16 protein-coding genes are annotated in these 17,762 nt (G+C 65.1%); 8 read left to right on the top strand and 8 right to left on the bottom strand.

The window, feature by feature from the left end:
• Positions 1–12 precede the first annotated feature (12 nt).
• The 3 genes from zwf to tkt all read right to left on the bottom strand — a co-directional run bounded on the left by zwf (position 13) and on the right by tkt (position 4,831).
• The gene (zwf, locus tag G7Y29_RS05685) at positions 13–1,548 is read right to left on the bottom strand and encodes a glucose-6-phosphate dehydrogenase (RefSeq protein WP_165004035.1); all 1,536 of its coding nucleotides are present in this window, start codon (positions 1,546–1,548) and stop codon (positions 13–15) included.
• A gap of 96 nt (positions 1,549–1,644) precedes the next feature.
• Complete coding sequence (gene tal / locus G7Y29_RS05680) at positions 1,645–2,730, bottom strand: transaldolase (RefSeq protein ID WP_165004037.1); 1,086 nt, start codon at positions 2,728–2,730, stop codon at positions 1,645–1,647.
• 25 nt (positions 2,731–2,755) lie between these two features.
• Positions 2,756–4,831 (bottom strand): transketolase, encoded by a 2,076-nt coding sequence (tkt, locus tag G7Y29_RS05675; protein ID WP_196820203.1) that lies wholly within the window; start codon positions 4,829–4,831, stop codon positions 2,756–2,758.
• Between the two features lie 288 nt (positions 4,832–5,119).
• On the opposite strand from tkt, the gene G7Y29_RS05670 reads away from it, so the two are divergent.
• Positions 5,120–6,034 carry a heme o synthase gene (locus G7Y29_RS05670; RefSeq protein WP_165004041.1) on the top strand — a complete coding sequence of 305 codons (915 nt, stop codon included), beginning with the start codon at positions 5,120–5,122 and terminating at the stop codon, positions 6,032–6,034.
• On the opposite strand, the gene G7Y29_RS05665 is transcribed toward G7Y29_RS05670, so the two are convergent.
• From G7Y29_RS05665 to mptB, 5 genes are all read right to left on the bottom strand, one after another.
• Complete coding sequence (locus G7Y29_RS05665) at positions 6,031–6,990, bottom strand: quinone oxidoreductase family protein (protein ID WP_165004043.1); 960 nt, start codon at positions 6,988–6,990, stop codon at positions 6,031–6,033. The genes G7Y29_RS05670 and G7Y29_RS05665 overlap by 4 nt on opposite strands.
• Positions 6,991–7,000: 10 nt before the next feature.
• Complete coding sequence (locus tag G7Y29_RS05660) at positions 7,001–7,957, bottom strand: COX15/CtaA family protein (RefSeq protein ID WP_165004045.1); 957 nt, start codon at positions 7,955–7,957, stop codon at positions 7,001–7,003.
• A 69-nt stretch (positions 7,958–8,026) separates the two neighbouring features.
• The gene (locus tag G7Y29_RS05655) at positions 8,027–8,800 is read right to left on the bottom strand and encodes an ABC transporter permease (protein ID WP_165004046.1); all 774 of its coding nucleotides are present in this window, start codon (positions 8,798–8,800) and stop codon (positions 8,027–8,029) included.
• Positions 8,801–8,810: 10 nt separating this feature from the next.
• Entirely contained in the window at positions 8,811–9,734 is a 924-nt protein-coding gene (locus G7Y29_RS05650) for an ABC transporter ATP-binding protein (protein WP_165004048.1), read from the bottom strand.
• 6 nt (positions 9,735–9,740) lie between these two features.
• On the bottom strand, positions 9,741–11,438 hold the full coding sequence (gene mptB, locus G7Y29_RS05645) for a polyprenol phosphomannose-dependent alpha 1,6 mannosyltransferase MptB (RefSeq protein ID WP_196820114.1): 1,698 nt from the start codon (positions 11,436–11,438) through the stop codon (positions 9,741–9,743).
• Positions 11,439–11,521: 83 nt separating this feature from the next.
• Between mptB and G7Y29_RS05640 the strand changes: the two genes are divergently transcribed.
• From G7Y29_RS05640 to G7Y29_RS05610, 7 genes are read left to right on the top strand one after another with little or no spacing between them, the layout of a single operon-like run.
• On the top strand, positions 11,522–12,238 hold the full coding sequence (locus G7Y29_RS05640) for a helix-turn-helix transcriptional regulator (protein WP_165004050.1): 717 nt from the start codon (positions 11,522–11,524) through the stop codon (positions 12,236–12,238).
• Between the two features lie 31 nt (positions 12,239–12,269).
• Positions 12,270–13,676, top strand: coding sequence for a Fe-S cluster assembly protein SufB (sufB, locus tag G7Y29_RS05635; protein ID WP_165004287.1), 1,407 nt, complete (start codon positions 12,270–12,272; stop codon positions 13,674–13,676).
• Positions 13,677–13,679: 3 nt separating this feature from the next.
• On the top strand, positions 13,680–14,861 hold the full coding sequence (sufD, locus tag G7Y29_RS05630; protein WP_165004052.1) for a Fe-S cluster assembly protein SufD: 1,182 nt from the start codon (positions 13,680–13,682) through the stop codon (positions 14,859–14,861).
• A gap of 37 nt (positions 14,862–14,898) precedes the next feature.
• The gene (gene sufC / locus G7Y29_RS05625) at positions 14,899–15,654 is read left to right on the top strand and encodes a Fe-S cluster assembly ATPase SufC (protein WP_165004055.1); all 756 of its coding nucleotides are present in this window, start codon (positions 14,899–14,901) and stop codon (positions 15,652–15,654) included.
• Positions 15,654–16,913: a cysteine desulfurase gene (locus G7Y29_RS05620; protein WP_165004058.1), complete on the top strand. Its 1,260-nt coding sequence runs from the start codon at positions 15,654–15,656 to the stop codon at positions 16,911–16,913. The genes sufC and G7Y29_RS05620 overlap by 1 nt, the downstream gene beginning before the upstream one ends.
• Positions 16,910–17,362, top strand: a complete 453-nt coding sequence (sufU, locus tag G7Y29_RS05615; protein WP_165004060.1) for a Fe-S cluster assembly sulfur transfer protein SufU — start codon at positions 16,910–16,912, stop codon at positions 17,360–17,362. The genes G7Y29_RS05620 and sufU overlap by 4 nt, the downstream gene beginning before the upstream one ends.
• Positions 17,363–17,743 (top strand): metal-sulfur cluster assembly factor, encoded by a 381-nt coding sequence (locus G7Y29_RS05610; protein WP_165004062.1) that lies wholly within the window; start codon positions 17,363–17,365, stop codon positions 17,741–17,743.
• Positions 17,744–17,762: the final 19 nt, after the last annotated feature.

Below are 17,762 nucleotides of genomic sequence, written 5' to 3'. Positions count from 1 at the left end.
CGGTCGTGCTTGTTACGGCCTGCGCCAGTGGCGGCCGGTGCGGGCGAGCATGGCGTCGGCGGACTCGGGGCCCCACGTGCCAGCGGCGTACTCGTCCGGCCTGCCGTTTTCCGCCCAGTGCTCGAGAATCGGATCGAGGATTTCCCAGCTGCGTTCCACTTCCTCGTTGGTGGGGAAGAGGCTGGACTCGTCGAGCAGCGCGTCGAGAATCAGGCGTTCGTAGGCCTCGGGGGACTCCTCGGTGAAGGCTTCCGAGTAAGAGAAGTCCATGTTCACGTCGCGCACCTCCATGGTGGACCCGGGAACTTTAGAACCGAACCGCATGAGCACGCCCTCGTCGGGCTGGATACGCAGCACGACTGCATTGGCGGTGAGCAAGTCCGTCTGGCCCTTGGCGAAGGGCTGGAACGGCGGGCGCTTGAACACCAGCGCGATCTCGGTGACGCGGCGGCCGAGACGCTTGCCCGTGCGCAGATAGAACGGAACGCCCGCCCAGCGCCGCGAGTTGATTTTGAGGGTGCAGGCCGCGTAGGTCTCGGTGGAGGAGTTCGGGTCGAAACCGTCCTCCTCGCGCAGCCCGATGACGCTCTCGGAGCCCTGCCAGCCCGCGGTGTACTGGCCGCGGGCGGTGGTCTCGTCGAACGGCTCCACCGGGGAAGTCGCGCGCAGCACCTTGAGCTTCTCGGCGCGCAGGCGGCGGGGGGAAAACGACGTCGGTTCCTCCATGGCCACCAGCGCGAGCAACTGGATCAGGTGGTTCTGGATCACGTCGCGGGCGGCGCCAATGCCGTCGTAGTAACCGGCGCGCCCGCCAAGGCCGATGTCTTCGGCCATGGTGATCTGCACGTGGTCGATGTAGTTGGCGTTCCACACGGGCTCGAACATCTGGTTGGCGAAGCGCAGCGCGAGGATGTTCTGCACGGTCTCTTTGCCCAGGTAGTGGTCGATGCGGAACACTGAGCGCTCCGGGAAGACGTGGTTGACCACCTCGTTGAGTTCCTTCGCGGAGGCGAGATCGTGGCCGAACGGCTTCTCAATGACGACGCGGCGCCACTGGTTGCCCTTCGGGGTCGCCATTCCACACCGGTCGAGCTGGTGGACGACGGCGGAGAAGTACTCCGGCGGCACGGAGAGATAGAAAGCCCAGTTGCCGCCGGTTCCGCGGTTCGCGTCCATCTCTGCCAGCAGCGCTGCCAGCTTCTCAAAGGCCTCGTCGTCGTCGAAGGCGCCGGTGACGAAATGCATTCCCTCGGCGAGGCGGGTCCAGACGTTCTCGTTGAAGGTGGTGCGCGAGCCATTCTCGACGGCCGTGCGCACGTAGTCCTCGAAGTCGCGCTTGGTCCACTCGCGGCGACCGTATCCGACGAGGGTGAAGCCCGCCGGAAGGAGACCGCGGTTGGCCAAGTCGTACACGGCTGGCAGGAGTTTGCGCTTGGCCAAGTCGCCGGTCACGCCGAAAATGACCATGCCCGAGGGGCCTGCGATGCGAGGCAGGCGCTTGTCGTCGGGCAGTCGGAGCGGGTTGACCCACGCGGCGTCGTCCGTCACGGTTGTTCACCTCGAATGATAGGTAGTCGGTAAAAATTTCCGGTTATTAGTTCAAAGTTACTCTGTCGACGGCGCCACGCGGGCAAGAACGCGGTACTACTTCAAATTCTGGGCCATGGAATCGAGCAACTCCTGCCAGGCATCGACGAACTTGTCGACGCCCTCACGCTCCAGCACCCCGACCACGTCACCCAGGTCGATGCCCACGGCTTCGAGCTTGTCGAAGGTCTCCTTAGCCTGCTCCGCCGTGCCCGTCAAAGTGTCACCCTTGAATTCGCTTTCCGCCAGCACGGCGTCGAGAGTCGACTCGGGCATCGTGTTGACGGTGTCCGGGCCGGCAAGCTCGGTGACGTACATGGTGGCGGGGTAGTCCGGGTTCTTCACGCCCGTCGACGCCCACAATGGGCGCTGCTTGTTGGCGCCTTCCGGGTACTGGGACATGTCAGAGAACTCGTCGAGGAAGAGCTGGTAAGCCAGGCGAGCGTTGGCGATTCCGGCCAGTCCGCGCAGCTCGAGCGCCTCGTCAGTGCCGATGGTTTCAAGGCGGTTGTCCACCTCGGTGTCCATGCGGGAGACGAAGAAGGACGCTACTGAGTGGATCGCGGACACGTCGTGGCCGTTCGCCTCAGCCCGGCGAACACCCTCGCGGAAGGCATCGATGACCTGTCGGTAGCGGTCCACGGAGAAAATGAGCGTGACGTTTACGGAGATGCCCGCGGCCAGGGTCGCAGCAATCGCCGGGAGTGACTCGTCGGTCGCCGGAATCTTGATCATCACGTTCGGCCGGTCGACGAGCTTGGACAGCTCGGCCGCATGCTCCACGGTCCGGGCTTCGTCGGCGGCGTAGCGCGGATCCACCTCGATGGAGACGCGGCCGTCCTTGCCGCCGGTGGCTTCGAAGACGTCAGCAAACAGGTCGCACGCGTCCTGCACGTCTTTGACGCTCATGGCGTAGACGGCGGTGTCAACGTCGGAGCCGGCCGCCTTGAGGTCGGCGAGCTGAAGGTCGTAGGCGTTACCGCCCGACATGGCCTTGGCGAAGATCGCAGGGTTGGTGGTCACGCCTTTAATGCTTTTCGACGCCTTGATCTCGTCCAGGTTTCCGGAGGTGATCCGGTCCCGGGACAGGTCGTCGAGCCAGGTGGAGGTGCCGATCTCGTAGAGCTGGTCGATGGGGGTCATGTGGGTTCCTTACGTGGCTCGGATTCTAAGAGTTGACGGACTTGAGCGATGCGCGAGCGGCTTCCGCCACAGCCTCGGCGGTGAAACCGAAGCGTTCGAAAAGCTCCGCACCCGGGGCGGACGCGCCGAAGTGCTCCAGGGAGACGTTGCGGCCGTGGTCGCCGGTGAAGCGGTGCCACGGCATGGAGACGCCAGCCTCGACGGAGACGCGCGCGCGGACGGCGCGCGGCAGCACCGACTCGATGTAGTCATCTTCCTGCTCGAGGAACCACTCGATTGACGGCATGGAAACAACGCGGGTCTTAACGCCCTCGGATTCCAAGGTGCGGGCGGCCTCAACGGCGAGCTGGACCTCCGAGCCGGTGGCAATGATGATCACGTCCGGTGTCTTTGCGGAGCTCTCCACCAACACGTAGGCGCCGCGGGCGACGCCCTCGAAGGCCTTCTCCTTTGTGCCCTCGAGCACGGGGAGGTTCTGGCGCGACAGGGCGAACGCCTTTGGCTGCTCCTTCGCCTCGAGCGCGGCCTTCCACGCGGCGGAGGTCTCGTTGGCGTCGGCGGGGCGGATCACGGCCAGGTCCGGGATGGCGCGGAGGGCAGCGAGGGTCTCCACCGGCTGGTGCGTCGGGCCGTCCTCACCCAGGCCGACGGAGTCGTGGGTGAACACGTAGTAACCGTCGATGCCGGATAGGGCAGCGACGCGGATGGCGGGGTAGAGGTACTCGGAGAAGATCAGGAAGGTGCCACCGTAAACGCGGGTGCCGCCGTGCAGGGCAATACCGTTCATGATGGAGCCCATGGCGTGCTCGCGGATGCCGAAGTGGAGGTTGCGGCCGTACGGTTCCGCGGTGAACATCTCGGTGGAGATCGCCTCCGGCCCGAATGAGGCGGCACCCTTGATCAAGGTGTTGTTGGACCCGGCGAGGTCGGCGGAACCGCCCCACAACTCGGGCAACGCGGCGGCCGCGGCTTGAATGGTGGCCTCCGAGGCCTTGCGTGTGGCCAAGCCCTTCTCGTCCGCGTCCCAGGTCGGAAAGTCCGCGTCCCAGTCAGCGGGTAATTCGCGGGCGGTCAGGCGCTGCAGGAGCGCGGCGTTGTCGGGGTTGTTCTCCGCCCAGGCGTTGAACTTTTCGTCCCACGCCGCGCGCTTGTCAGAGGCGCGGGCCGAAAGCTTTCGGGTGTGGCTGATCACTTCCTGCTCCTCGGGGAAGTCAACCTCGGGATCGAACCCGAGGGCCTCTTTGACGAGCCTGATCTCCTCAGCTCCCAGGGCGGCACCATGGGCGGCGCCGGTGTTCTGCAGGTTCGGCGCGGGGTAGCCGATGACCGTCTTGACACGGATGATGGTCGGGCGGGCGGTGTCGGCCTTGGCTTCCGCGATTGCGGACTCGATGGCAACGACATCCTCGCCGGATTCCACGGTGAGCGTCTGCCACCCGTAGGCGTCGTAACGCTTCATCACGTCCTCGGTAAACGCAATCTGGGTGTCATCCTCGATGGAGATGCGGTTGTCGTCCCAGAACAAGATGAGGTTGCCCAACTTTTGCGTGCCCGCGAGCGACGACGCCTCAGACGTCACACCCTCCTGGAGACAGCCGTCGCCAGCAATGACGTAGATGAAATGGTCGAAGGGGGACTCGCCGGCCGGGGCCGCAGGATCGAAAAGGCCGCGCTCGCGGCGGGCCGCCATGGCCATGCCGACGGCAGAGGCCAGACCCTGTCCGAGCGGGCCGGTGGTGATCTCCACGAATTTGGTGTGGTTGTACTCCGGGTGCCCCGGCGTCTTTGAACCCCAGGTGCGCAGGTTCTTCAGATCCTCGAGCTCAAGGCCCAGTCCGCCGAGGTAGAGCTGGATGTACTGCGTCAGGGAGGAGTGGCCGTTGGAGAGGACGAAACGGTCGCGGCCGACCCAGTGCGGATCCTGCGGGTCGATGTCCATCACACGCTGGTAGAGCGTGTACGCCAGCGGCGCCAGGGACATGGCGGTACCCGGGTGGCCCGAACCGCAGTTCTCCACGGCGTCGGCCGCGAGGACGCGAACCGTATCGACGGCCCGTGTGTCCGTGTCCGTCCAATCGTCCGGATAGTTGCGGACGGTCATGGCGTGGAGCTCGGGGGGCAGGTTCGACTGGGTCACGTGGTACCTCGCTTGTATCGTGCATTTTCTCATGGGGAGATCGCGCGCTCGGGCGCACGTCGACTTTAAGCCTAACGGTTGAGCAGAGCGCGTGTCTGGATTACTCGAAGTGGAACCACCCCGGTACTATCAACCGAAGGTATGACGCCCACCGGGCTTTGTGGGGTGGAACTTTCCGCCGCTGCGCCACGACTACTGTGATGTATGTTGCCCATGCCGGGGTGGCTACTTTTTGCTGGAGGAGTTGTTTTCTTGGAGACCATCAAGGCTTATTTCGCGCTAACGAAGCCGAGGGTCATCGAGCTCCTCCTAGTCGCCGCTATCCCCGCCATGCTTCAGGCGAACCGGGGATCGGTGGACCTGTGGTTGATCTTGGGCACGCTGCTCGGTGGTTGGATGGGCGCGGGCGCGGCCAACACCTTCAATATGGTCGCCGACTACGACATCGACCAGAAGATGGGGCGCACCCGAGCCCGCCCGCTAGTCCGGCACAAGCTGACGAAGAACAAGGCCGCGATTTTCGCGTGGACGCTGCTCGTCCTGTCGGTTCTGTGGCTCGGGATTGTGTGCAACTCGTGGCTCGCCGCCTTCTTCGTCATCCTGACCAACTGGTTCTACATTTTCGTCTACACCAAGTGGCTGAAGCGCCGGACCTGGCAGAACGTGATCTGGGGCGGGGCCGCCGGCTGTATGCCGGTTCTCGTCGGCTGGGCGGTCATCCGCGACAACGTCCACGATGGCTCCCCCGACCGCTGGTGGCAGGCCGTGGTGCTGTTCATGATCATCTTCTTCTGGACACCGCCGCACACGTGGGCTCTGGCCATGAAGTACAAGGACGACTACGCCCGGGCCGAAGTCCCCATGTTGCCGGTTGTGGCCACCCCGCAAGAGACCACGCGCCAGATCGTGTTTTATTCCTGGCTGACCGTGTTCACGTCCCTGTTCCTCGTACCTGCGGCATCGTGGATCTACCTGGCGGCGGCGGTCCTGTCCGGCGGCGCGTTCCTGGTTATGGCTACGCGCTTGCACCAAGGGGTTGCCCGCGGCCAGGACGTGAAACCGCTGAAGCTGTTCATCCTCTCGAACAACTACCTCGCGGTGCTGTTCCTCGCGCTGTCGGTTGACGCCGTTCTCGGCTGGCAGCCCCTCGGCGAGATGATTTTCTAGCGAACCTTCAGCACGACGGAGCCCGACGTGCGGCGTGCTTGAAGCTCCTCGTGCGCCAGGCGGGCGTCGCCAAGCGAAAATGGCTCGTGGATGCGCAACCGCAAGGTGCCGTCCTCGACACCGCGCACGACCGCCTGGGCGCGCATGCGGTACTCGTCGTCGGTGGCGACGTAGGCGGCGAGCGACGGGCGGGTGAGGAAAAGCGAGCCGCGCTTGTTCAGCTCCTGGATCACGAACGGCTCGACGTCGCCGGAGGCGGAGCCGAAGGAGCACACTAGACCGCGCGGGCGGCACACGTCGAGGGCTTGCGCAAACGTGCTCTTGCCGACGCCGTCGTAAACCACGTCGACCCCCTCGCCGCCGTTGGCTTCCCTTACTGCCTCAGCGAAATTCTCATATCGGAAAACCTGGGACGCTCCAGCATCGTAGGCGAGCTTCTCCTTCTCGTTGCTGGACGTGACCGAGTAAACCACGGCACCAGCCGCCGCGGCCATCTGGGTCAGCATGAGACCGACCCCGCCGGATCCTGCGGTGATGACCAGTGTGTCGCCGGGCTTGGTCTCGCGCGTGCCGTGGAGCAGGTAGTGAGCAGTCATGCCCTGCAGAAGCATGGACGCGGCCACGGCGGGGTCAACGTTTTCCGGCACGGCGACGAGACGGTTGCGGGGCACGCAGACTTTTTCCGCGTACGAACCAGGAGCGCTGTGCCAGGCGATGAGGGTCCCTTCGGCGATCTCGCCCGCAGGGTCGTGGATGACCCTGCCGCAGCCCTCGGTTCCCGGAATGTAGGGCAGTTGTTGAGCGTAGGTGCCGGACCGGAAATAGGTGTCGATGTAGTTGATGCCGGCGTAGATCACCTCGACGAGGACGTGGTCCGCGTCCGGCACCGGGTCGGGGCGGTCTTTGTACGTGAGGACCTCCGGCCCCCCGTGCTCAGTGACGTAGATAGCCTTCATACTTGACAGGCTACGGCAAGCGACGCCTGCCATGCGCCCAGAGGAATGCGCTGAACGCGACAACGATCGACGACATCGCGATGTGGATGGGAACCGTCCAGCGCGGCACACCCAGGTAGAACTGCGTCACACCGACGGCCCACTGCACAACGATCATCGCCACCAGCACCAGAGAAGTCTTGAACGCGTCCTTGGGGGCTTGGGAGCGGCGCAGAAGGTAGACACCGACGAGGGTGCTAATCAGGTAGACGTACATGCAGGCGGCGTGGACGTAAGCGAGGATCCGGGTGTCCAGGTTCAAGCGGCCTTCCATGCCCACGCCGTCATCCCCGGAGTGTGGACCGGAACCGGTCACCATTGTTCCGGTGATCAGGACTAGGCATAGCGCCACCGCGGCTACGACGATGGCCGTGCGAGCACCGCGGCTGAATCGCTGGGTAGAGGTGGCGTCATCCGGCTCCGCGATGCGCATGTACAGCACCGCCGCGACGGCAACCAGCAGCATGGACGGCAGGAAGTGCACCGCCACGACCCACCAGTGGAGATTTACCAGCACCGAGATGCCGCCGATGACTGCTTGGAGTACGACGCCGGCGATGGAGAGCACCGCGAGAGTCTTGATTTCGGAGCGTCGCCGGGCTCGGAACACCGCGACAACGACGGCGATTGCGGCGGCGGACACGACAAAAGTCAGTAGTCGGTTGCCGAACTCGATGGCCTGGTGGATGGCCGGCGCGGCACCGGCCACCGGGACGAGGGAGCCCTCGTGGCACAACGGCCAGGTGTTGCAGCCGAGGCCGGAGCCTGTGACCCTGACCAGCGAACCGGTCACCGTTATGCCGCCCTGGCACAACAGAAGGATGAGCGCGAGAATGCGCTGCAGCTTTACCGACGGGCCACGGCGGGTCGCGGCGTCAGCGGCTTCGGCCGCTGCGGCAGAGCTCGGGGAATTAGTCGTCGTACTCACGGGAACACCGCTACCTTCCGCATATCAAACTTTGGGTTGATCCTGAGCTTAACGCACGGCCCGGCTCATCTAGCCATCGAACCGGAACCACCGCGCTGCCGCCGCCACCGCAGCGACAACCCAGGCGCACAGGGCGAGCCAGGCGCCAGAGTCGAGGGTGAGTTGAAACGCCTGGGTGAGTGCTCCCGCAAGCGCCACGGTGGGTACGGCGTTGAGCCAGCCCGCGTCGGTCAGGTGCCCGGAATACGTCACCCAGCCAAGCACACCGACGAGGACGAGCCAGAGCAGGTTAGCCAACGCGAGCACCAGCTCGGAACTCAATGTGCCGCCCATCAGCAGGCCCAGCGCAGTGAAGCACGCGACTCCGAGCAGGAGGGTCAGCCCGCCGAAAATGGTGCCGGCGACCGAAACACGCCACCCGAGCGCCAGCGCGGTCGCACCCAGCACCACGATTTGCACCGCGACCATCGCCAGCACACCGAGAATCTTCCCGGAAATTATCGTCCACGCGGGCACACCCGACGCGCCGGTGCGTTTCAGGGCGCCGTAGCGCCGGTCGAATGCGAGGGCGATGGCCTGCCCCGTAAATCCCGCGCTGCTCGCCGCGACGGCGAACACGACAGGCACTAAGTGCTCGAGCCGCGCGCCGGTCTCCGATCCGGGCAGGGGCAGGCGCGCCGCCGCGACGAGGATTACAACGGGGATGATGAGGTTGAGCAGCAGCTGCTCCCCGTGCCGCAGCATGAGTTTCGCCTCAATGCGACCCTGTGCGAGCGCCATCCGCGTCCGCGAGGCGCGGCGCGGGCGCGGGGTGAAAGTTCCGGGGGCGAGGTTGATAGCCATTGCGATTCTCCTAACTCCGCAGCTCGCGGCCGGTTATGTCCAGGAACACGTCTTCGAGGGTGCGATGCGCGACGTTAAGGTCGCGGATGAGCACGTCCTGCCGCTGCGCTTCGGACGCCAGCGCCGCGAGGACTGAAGGCGTTGCTCCGCCGGCGATCTGGTAGCGCAGCGGGCGGGTCGCCTCGGCGGAGAGGGAATGCGCCGAGAGGGCGTCGTTAAGCCCAGCGAGCTGCAGCTCCTTGTCTGTGGTGAAGGCGATGAGCGGGAAAGAGTCGTGGCTGGTGAGCTCGGCGGGGGTCCCCTGGGCGACGACGGCACCGCGGTCGATGATGACCACGCTGTCGGCAAGCGCCTCAGCCTCGTCCATCAAATGGGTGGTCAAAATGACCGTCACACCGTCGCGCTTCATTGCCGCGATGATGTCCCACACCGCCAGACGCGACTGCGCGTCCATCCCCGCGGTTGGCTCGTCGAGAAAGATCAGCTCGGGCCGGCCGATCATCGCCAGAGCTAGCGAGAGCCGCTGCTGCTGGCCGCCCGAAAGGCGCCGGTAAGTGGTCTTTTCCACACCGCCCAGGCCGAGCAGGTCGATCAGCCAGTCGGGGTCGAGCGGATCTTCGTTGTAGCTCGCCGTCAACTCCAGCATCTCCCTGACGCGGATGCCGGAATAGGAACCGCCGCCCTGGAGCATGATGCCGATTCGCTCGCGAACCTTCTCCGCGTCCCTTGTCGGGTCGAGACCGAGCACGGAAATGCTGCCGCTGGTGGGAGTGGTGAGACCCTCGCACATCTCGACTGTGGTGGTTTTCCCCGCACCGTTCGGGCCGAGCAGGGCGAGGATTTCACCGCGGCGTGCGGTGAAGGTCAACCCGTTGACGGCCAGGGTGTCGCGGTAGCTCTTAAAAACGTTGTCCACGACGAGTGCATCGCTCATGGCTGGCTAGTTTAGACTTCTCCGGCCGGATCTCCGGTACCACCACCAGGCCGCGGCGCACAGCACAGCGAAGGATGCCGCGGCCGTGGCGTAGATGGTGAACACGGCGCCGGGGTCGAGCGCGAGGCCGCGCGGCAGAACCAGGAAACTGAAGATAGCGGAGTAGGCGACGACGGCGGCCCGGAAGAACAACCGGTTCGCCCACGCGGCCAGGGGGAGGATCGCCCAGAGCGGGTACCAAGGGTGGACGACGGGAAAAAGGATCACGAGCACGAGCGTGGCCACACCGAGGGCTCCAACTGGATGGATCGCCCCACGGAACGTCGCCCACAGCATGCGCACCAGGAACACGCCAGCCACGAGCACACCCGCCCCGCGTGTGATAACCAGCATCGCGTCGATGTGGTCGCCGAGGCCGAGCAGCATTCCGAGATGTCCCGCTATGACGGCGATGTCGGTGGTAATTGAAAGCCAACTGCGTATCGACGCCGCACCGCCCTGGCCCGTCACCCACCCGTATCCGATGCCCGTGACTGCGGAAACCACCACAGTTGTCGCGACGAGGAGTGCCGCCTGAGTCGCGGCGGCCACCACCAGCGCGACCGCCGGTGCAACGCGCCGCGCAAGCTCGCGCGCGAGGGCCATGCCGACGAAGCCCAGGGCGATGAACCCCGTGACCTTGACCAGCCCCGCGCAGGAGATCAGGGCTCCTGAGCCGGTGAGGTACACAACAGCGGCCGCGTTCCGGCTCCCGAGGGCGTCGACCCCGCGCAGGCCGAGCTCCACGCCGACGAGCATGAGACCGAGCAGAATGGCTTCGTTGTGAATGCCGCCGACGAGGTGCAGGATGGTCAGCGGGTTGAGCACGCCCAGCCAGAGCGCCGCGGAGGGGGACACCCCGCAGCGCCGAGCGAGGGCGACAACTGCCCATCCCGCAACGCCGATGCCCATGAGCGACACGAGGCGGTGAGCGACCACGCCCAGCACGATCGAGTCGGACGTGAGCCACGAAATCGCCGCGGAGACTCCGAGCGCCACAGGGCCGTAGGGGCTCGGCGACTGCGCCCAGATGAAGGGAACGGAGCGGGCGAGGTGGTTCTCGGGCCCGAGGATCTCCACCGGGCCTGCCGCGTAGGGGTCGAGCCCTTGGCGCACGATCGACCCCTGCGCCAGATACGAGTAGATGTCCTGGGTGAACAGAGGGGCGGTCAGGATGAGCGGGATCACCCACGCCGCGAAGGTCCGCGCAACCGCCGCTTTACCCACCCGTGCAGGCGTGCCCCCCGCGCCGACGAACGGGGCCATCAGCACCCACGAGACCACCAGCAGGCCGACACCGATGAGGATCAGTGCCGACGACGTCTGCAGCATGCGGCTCATGAGCGCGCCGCCCGGCAAGTGCACGTACGGGTTGCCCACGACGGGCATCGCCCCGCCGCCGAGCCCGCCGAGGCCCATGAGGATTGTTCCCACGAGCCCAAACCAGCGCAACAGGGCGAAGCGGTTCGCTTCGGCGATGGAGGGGCGCGTGCTGGAGGCGTCGATAAGCGAGCTCTCATGGAGCTCCGCCGAACGCGACCCCGGGCGGCCTAGGCGGGGCAAAACCCGTGCCGCCCTCGTCACGCTCGGCAGCGGGAGACGGCGACGTGCATTCACAACCGAGAAGTCTACAAAACGGTTCCGGCACAGATCGGGGGCACACATGCGGAATGAATTTGAACACACTAGTGTTGAGTAAAGGCGCACGAGGAAAACCGGTGTGGACGATCAGGTTCGGAGGTGAGGCAATGGTTGAGAAAGCGCGCTCCATCGGCGGGGAAACCCGCCGTGCGGTGATGTCATTTCTTCTCAAGCACGGCCCCGTCACCGCCGCCGACCTGGGCGACCACCTCGGGCTCTCCGCCGCAGGTGTCCGACGCCACCTGGACAAACTGGTAGACGAACAACTCGCCGAGACGTGTGGGCCAAATCTGGTAGCGGGGGAGGAAGCCACGCGAGGCCGACCCGCCAAGCATTACCGCCTCACCGCGCAGGGGCGGGAGCTCTTCGGGAGCCACTACGACTCGCTCGCGTCCGACGCCATCGGGATCCTCAGGGACATCGGCGGTGAGGAGGCGGTGCGTGCGCTCGCCCGGGAGAGGATCCGTAAGATTCTCGACGGGGTCGAGGGTGTCACTGAGTCTGACGGCGACGTAGAAGCGGTGGCGCGGAACCTCGCTGACGCTCTCGACGACAACGGCTACGCTGCGACTGTGACGCGGGCGGGGACGGGTATCCAGATCTGCCAGCACCACTGCCCGGTGTCCGCCGTCGCCACGCAACACCCCGAGATCTGCGACGCCGAGCACGAAGCCATCTCGGCCCTCGTCGGCAGGCACGTTCAACCGCTCGCCCTGATTGCGGACGGAAACGGAATTTGCACGACAAACATTCCCCTCGCCGCCGTGAAGGACCCGGTTACGGCGCACGAGACACACACCGAAAGGAGCGGAGATCTTGACTGAGACAACTCCCGCACCCGGCCTCGAACGGCCGATGAACGACGATGAAATTATTGAGTCGATTGGCGCCTACAACTACGGTTGGCACGATTCCGACACCGCGGGCGCGTCTGCCCGCCGCGGACTGAGCCCCGACGTGGTGAAAGACATCTCCGGCATCAAGAACGAGCCCGAATGGATGCTGAACCAACGGCTCAAGGCGCTGGAGGTCTTCGACAAGAAGCCGATGCCGACGTGGGGCGCCGACCTCAGCGGCATCGAATTCGACCAGATCAAATACTACGTCCGCTCCACCGAGAAGCAGGTCACCTCCTGGGAGGACCTGCCCGAGGACATCAAGAACACCTACGACAAGCTCGGTATCCCCGAGGCGGAGAAGCAGCGCCTCGTGGCCGGCGTCGCAGCCCAGTACGAGTCCGAGGTCGTCTACCACCAGATCCGCGAGGACTTGGAAGAGAAGGGCGTCATCTTCGTCGACACCGACACCGCCCTCCGCGAGCACGAAGACATCTTCAAGGAGTACTTCGGCTCCGTCATTCCGGCCGGCGACAACAAGTTCTCCGCGCTGAACTCCGCCGTGTGGTCCGGCGGCTCCTTCATCTACGTTCCGCCGGGAGTCCACGTGGACATCCCTCTGCAGGCTTACTTCCGCATCAACACGGAGAACATGGGCCAGTTCGAGCGCACGCTTATCATCGTCGACGAGGACGCGTACGTGCACTACGTCGAGGGCTGCACCGCGCCGATCTACAAGTCGGATTCCCTGCACTCCGCCGTGGTCGAGATCATCGTGAAGAAGGGCGGCCGCTGCCGCTACACCACCATCCAAAACTGGTCCAACAACGTCTACAACTTGGTGACCAAGCGCGCCAAGGCCGAAGAGGGCGCAACCATGGAGTGGGTCGACGGCAACATCGGCTCGAAGGTGACCATGAAGTACCCGGCCGTCTGGATGACCGGCCCCTACGCCAAGGGTGAGGTGCTCTCGGTCGCATTCGCCGGTGAGGGTCAGTTCCAGGACACCGGTGCGAAGATGACCCACATGGCGCCGCACACCTCCTCGAGCATCGTGTCCAAGTCGGTGGCGCGTGGCGGCGGCCGCGCCGCCTACCGCGGTCTGGTTCAAATCAACCAGAATGCCCACCACTCCACCTCGAACGTGGAGTGCGACGCGCTGCTAGTGGACAACATCTCCCGTTCCGACACGTACCCGTACAACGACATCCGCAACGACCACGTGACCCTGGGCCACGAGGCCAAGGTGTCCAAGGTCTCGGAGGAACAGCTGTTTTACCTCATGTCCCGCGGAATCGCCGAGGAAGAGGCCATGGCCATGATCGTGCGCGGCTTCGTCGAGCCAATCGCCAAGGAGCTGCCGATGGAGTACGCCCTCGAGCTCAACCGTCTTATCGAACTGCAAATGGAAGGATCGGTGGGTTAAACCATGGCAGACACTGCTCTTGAAGCCGCAACCGTCAAGAACGCCTCCGGCGTGAACACGAAGGGCGACGCCTTCGTCTCCTACAACGTCGACGATTTCGCTGTGCCGGGCGGGCGCGACGAGGACTGGCGCTTCATCTCCCTGCGTCGCATCCGCGGCCTGCACAACGGGACGTTCGCACCCGTCGCTGATTCCAAGATCACCGTAGAGGGTCCCTCCGAGGTCGTCGTTGAGACTGTCTCGCCTGACGACGACCGCCTCAAGGCCGCCGGCGGGCCCGTCGACCGCGTCGCCGCGCAGGCGTGGACCGCCGCTACCGCGGGCACGATCGTGCAGATCCCCGCGAACGCCGAGCTCACCGAGCCCGTCACCATCACGGTCACCGGTGCGGGCCCGGACGTGACCACCTTCGGCACCGTGGTGGTTGAGTCCGGGGCGAATTCTTCGGCCACCGTCGTTGTGCGCTACGAAGGCTCCGGCACCCACGCCGACAACGTCAACTGGCTCATCGGCGACAGTTCGCGGGTCTACGCGGTCGTCGACACGCAATGGTCCGACGACGCCGTGCACCTCGGTGCCCAGTCCATCGTGGTCGGCCGCGACGCAACGCTGCGCCACACCGTCGCCAGCTTCGGCGGCGAGGTCACACGCATCACCCCGCGCGTGAAGTTCACCGCACCCGGCGGCGATGTCGAGCTGACGGGCGTGTACTTCGCGGACGATGGCCAGTACATCGAAAACCGCCTCTTGGTGGACCACAGCGTGCCCAACTGCCGTTCCAACGTGCTGTACAAGGGTGCGCTGCAGGGCGACAAGCAGTCCGACAAGCCGGATGCGCGCACCTGCTGGGTCGGCGACGTGCTCATCCGCGCCGAGGCGCAGGGCACTGACACCTACGAGACCAACCGCAACATGGTGCTTACCGACGGCGCCCGCGCAGACGCCATCCCCAACCTCGAGATCGAGACCGGCGAGATCGCCGGCGCAGGCCACGCCGCCACCGTCGGCCGCTTCGACGAGGAACAGGTCTTCTACTTGCGCGCCCGCGGTATCCCCACGGAGGAGGCCACCCGCCTGATCATCCGCGGCTTCTTCAATGAGGTCCTGAACAAGATCCCGGTCGAGTCGGTGCGCGATGACCTGATTGCCCGTGTGTCCGGCGAGCTCGAAAACGCCAACCTGTAAGCCCCTCTACCGAACGAAAGCCGACGGAAAGAACTCTATGTCTACTCTCGAAATCAAAAACCTGCACGCCAACGTCCTACCGAACGAGGAGGGCCAAGAGCCGACCCCGATTCTCAAGGGTGTGAACCTGACCATCACTTCGGGTGAGACCCACGCGATCATGGGCCCCAACGGTTCTGGCAAATCCACCCTGGCCTACACCCTGGCTGGCCACCCGAAGTACGAGGTGACCGACGGCGAGGTGCTTCTCGACGGCGAGAACATCCTCGAGATGGAAGTCGACGAGCGCGCTCGCGCCGGCCTCTTCCTCGCGATGCAGTACCCCGTCGAGGTCCCGGGCGTGTCCTCCTCCAACTTCATGCGCTCCGCCGTCACCGCCGTGCGCGGTGAGGCGCCGAAGCTGCGTGAGTGGGTCCAGGAGCTCAACGCCGCCCGTGACTCTCTGCAAATGGATGCCTCCTTCTCCGAGCGCTCCGTCAACGAGGGCTTCTCCGGCGGCGAGAAGAAGCGCCACGAGGTTATGCAGCTCGCCCTGATGAAGCCCAAGTTCGCGGTGATGGACGAGACCGACTCCGGCCTCGACGTCGACGCGCTCCGCATCGTTTCCGAGGGCATCAACCGCTACCAGGATGAGACCAATGGTGGCGTGCTCATGATCACGCACTACAAGCGCATCCTCAACTACGTCACCCCGGACTTCGTCCATATTTTCGCCGACGGCAAGATTGTCCAGACCGGCGGTGCCGAGATGGCCGACGTCCTCGAAGCAGAAGGCTACGAGAAGTTCGTCTAATGACCTACACACACCCAGACGGAACACTCAACGTGGACGCCATCCGCGCGGAGTTTCCGATCCTGTCCCGCACCGTCCGAGACGGCAAACCGCTCGTCTACCTGGACTCCGGTGCGACCTCGCAGCGACCGGAACGCGTGTGGAACGCGGAGCGTGACTTCGTCCTGAACACTTTCGCTCCTGTCCACCGCGGCTCCTACCAGCTCGCTGAGGAAGCCACCGACGCCTACGAATCCGCGCGTGAGAAAATCGCCGCGTTCGTGGGTGCGGCGGGGCACGAGATCGCCTTCACCAAAAACGCCACGGAGGCGCTTAATGCGGTCGCCTACGTGCTTGGCGACGACCGCGCGGGCGAACTCCGCGTCGGCGACGGCGACACCATCGTGGTCACCGAGCTGGAGCACCACGCCAACCTGGTGCCGTGGCAGGAGCTCGCGCGGCGCACGGGTGCCACCCTGAAGTGGTACGCGATGACCCCGGACGGGCGCATCGACATGGATTCCCTGGAGCTCGACGACTCCGTCAAGGTGGTCGCGTTCACGCACCAATCGAACGTCACGGGCGCTCACGCGGATGTGCCCGAGATGGTGCGCCGCGCCAAGGCTGTCGGGGCGCTGACCGTGCTCGACGCGTGCCAGTCTGTCCCGCACATGCCGGTCGACTTCCACGAGCTGGGCGTGGATTTCGCCGGCTTCTCCAGCCACAAGATGTGCGGCCCCTCGGGTGTCGGTGTCTTGTACGGCAGGGGAGAGCTGCTGGACAAGCTGCCCCCGTTCCTCACGGGTGGCTCGATGATCGAGGTGGTCCAGATGGAGGGCTCGACCTACGCCCCGGCCCCGCAGCGTTTTGAGGCGGGCACCCAGATGACCAGCCAGGTCGTCGGGATGGGCGCGGCGGTGGACTTCCTCACCGAGGTCGGCATGGAGGCGGTGCAGCGCCACGAACAGCAGCTCACGGCGTACGCGCTGGAGCGCATGCAGCTTATCGACGGCCTGACAATCGCAGGCCCCCCCACGGCCGACCAGCGCGGTGGCGCAATCGCGTTCACCGTCGAGGGAGTGCACCCGCACGACCTGGGCCAGGTGCTCGACTCCGAGGGTATCGCGATCCGCACCGGGCACCACTGCGCGTGGCCGGCGCACCGCGGCCTTTCCGTGCAGGCGACTTCGCGGGCCAGCTTTTATCTGTACAACACGCGCGCGGAGGTCGATGCGCTCGTCGCAGCGATCGAAAAGGCGAAGGAGTTCTTCGGCGCATGAACCTAGAGTCGATGTACCAGGAAGTCATCCTGGACCATTACAAGAATCCGCAGCACGCGGGGTTGCGCGACCCGTTCGACGCCGAGGTGCACCATGTCAACCCGTCGTGCGGTGACGAGATCACCCTGCGTGTTTCACTGAGCGACGACCATTCGACCGTCGCCGATGTCTCCTACGACGCAGCCGGGTGTTCCATCTCCCAGGCGTCGACAAGCGTGATGGCCGAGGAGATCGTCGGGCTGAGCGTCGATAAGGCGATGGAGAAACTCGCCTCGTTCGAGGAGATGGTGACCTCGCGCGGCGAGCTCGAGGGCGACCCCGAGATGATCGGTGACGGCGTTGCGTTCGCTGGTGTCGCCAAGTTCCCCGCGCGGGTCAAGTGCGCGCTGCTCGGCTGGAAAGCTTTTCAGGCCGCGACCTCCGATGCTCTAGAGAAGGAAGAGAATTAAATGGCCGAATCGAATTTTGCGGGAGCGGGCGAGCGCCCGAGCCAGACAGAAGAGCAGATCAAGCTTGCTGGCGAAGCCGCCGAATACATGCACGACGTGATCGACCCCGAGCTGGGTATCAATGTCATTGACCTCGGTCTCGTCTACGACCTGTGGATCGAGGAAGAGGGCGGCGTGACCAAAGCGATCGTCAACATGACGCTGACCTCTCCCGCCTGCCCGCTGACCGACGTGATCGAGGAGCAGACGACCGACGCAATCACGGGCAACACCTCCATTGACGAGGTCGTGATCAACTGGGTGTGGATGCCGCCGTGGGGTCCGCAGATGATCACCGAGGAAGGCCGCGAACAGCTGCGCGCGCTCGGCTTCGCGGTGTAGAAACCCCGGCGGGTAAGGT

The organism is Corynebacterium qintianiae (assembly GCF_011038645.2).
Lineage (GTDB): Bacteria > Actinomycetota > Actinomycetes > Mycobacteriales > Mycobacteriaceae > Corynebacterium > Corynebacterium qintianiae.
The sequence above is the reverse complement of the archived record's forward strand: the minus strand, read 5'-3'. Positions and strand labels throughout refer to the sequence as shown.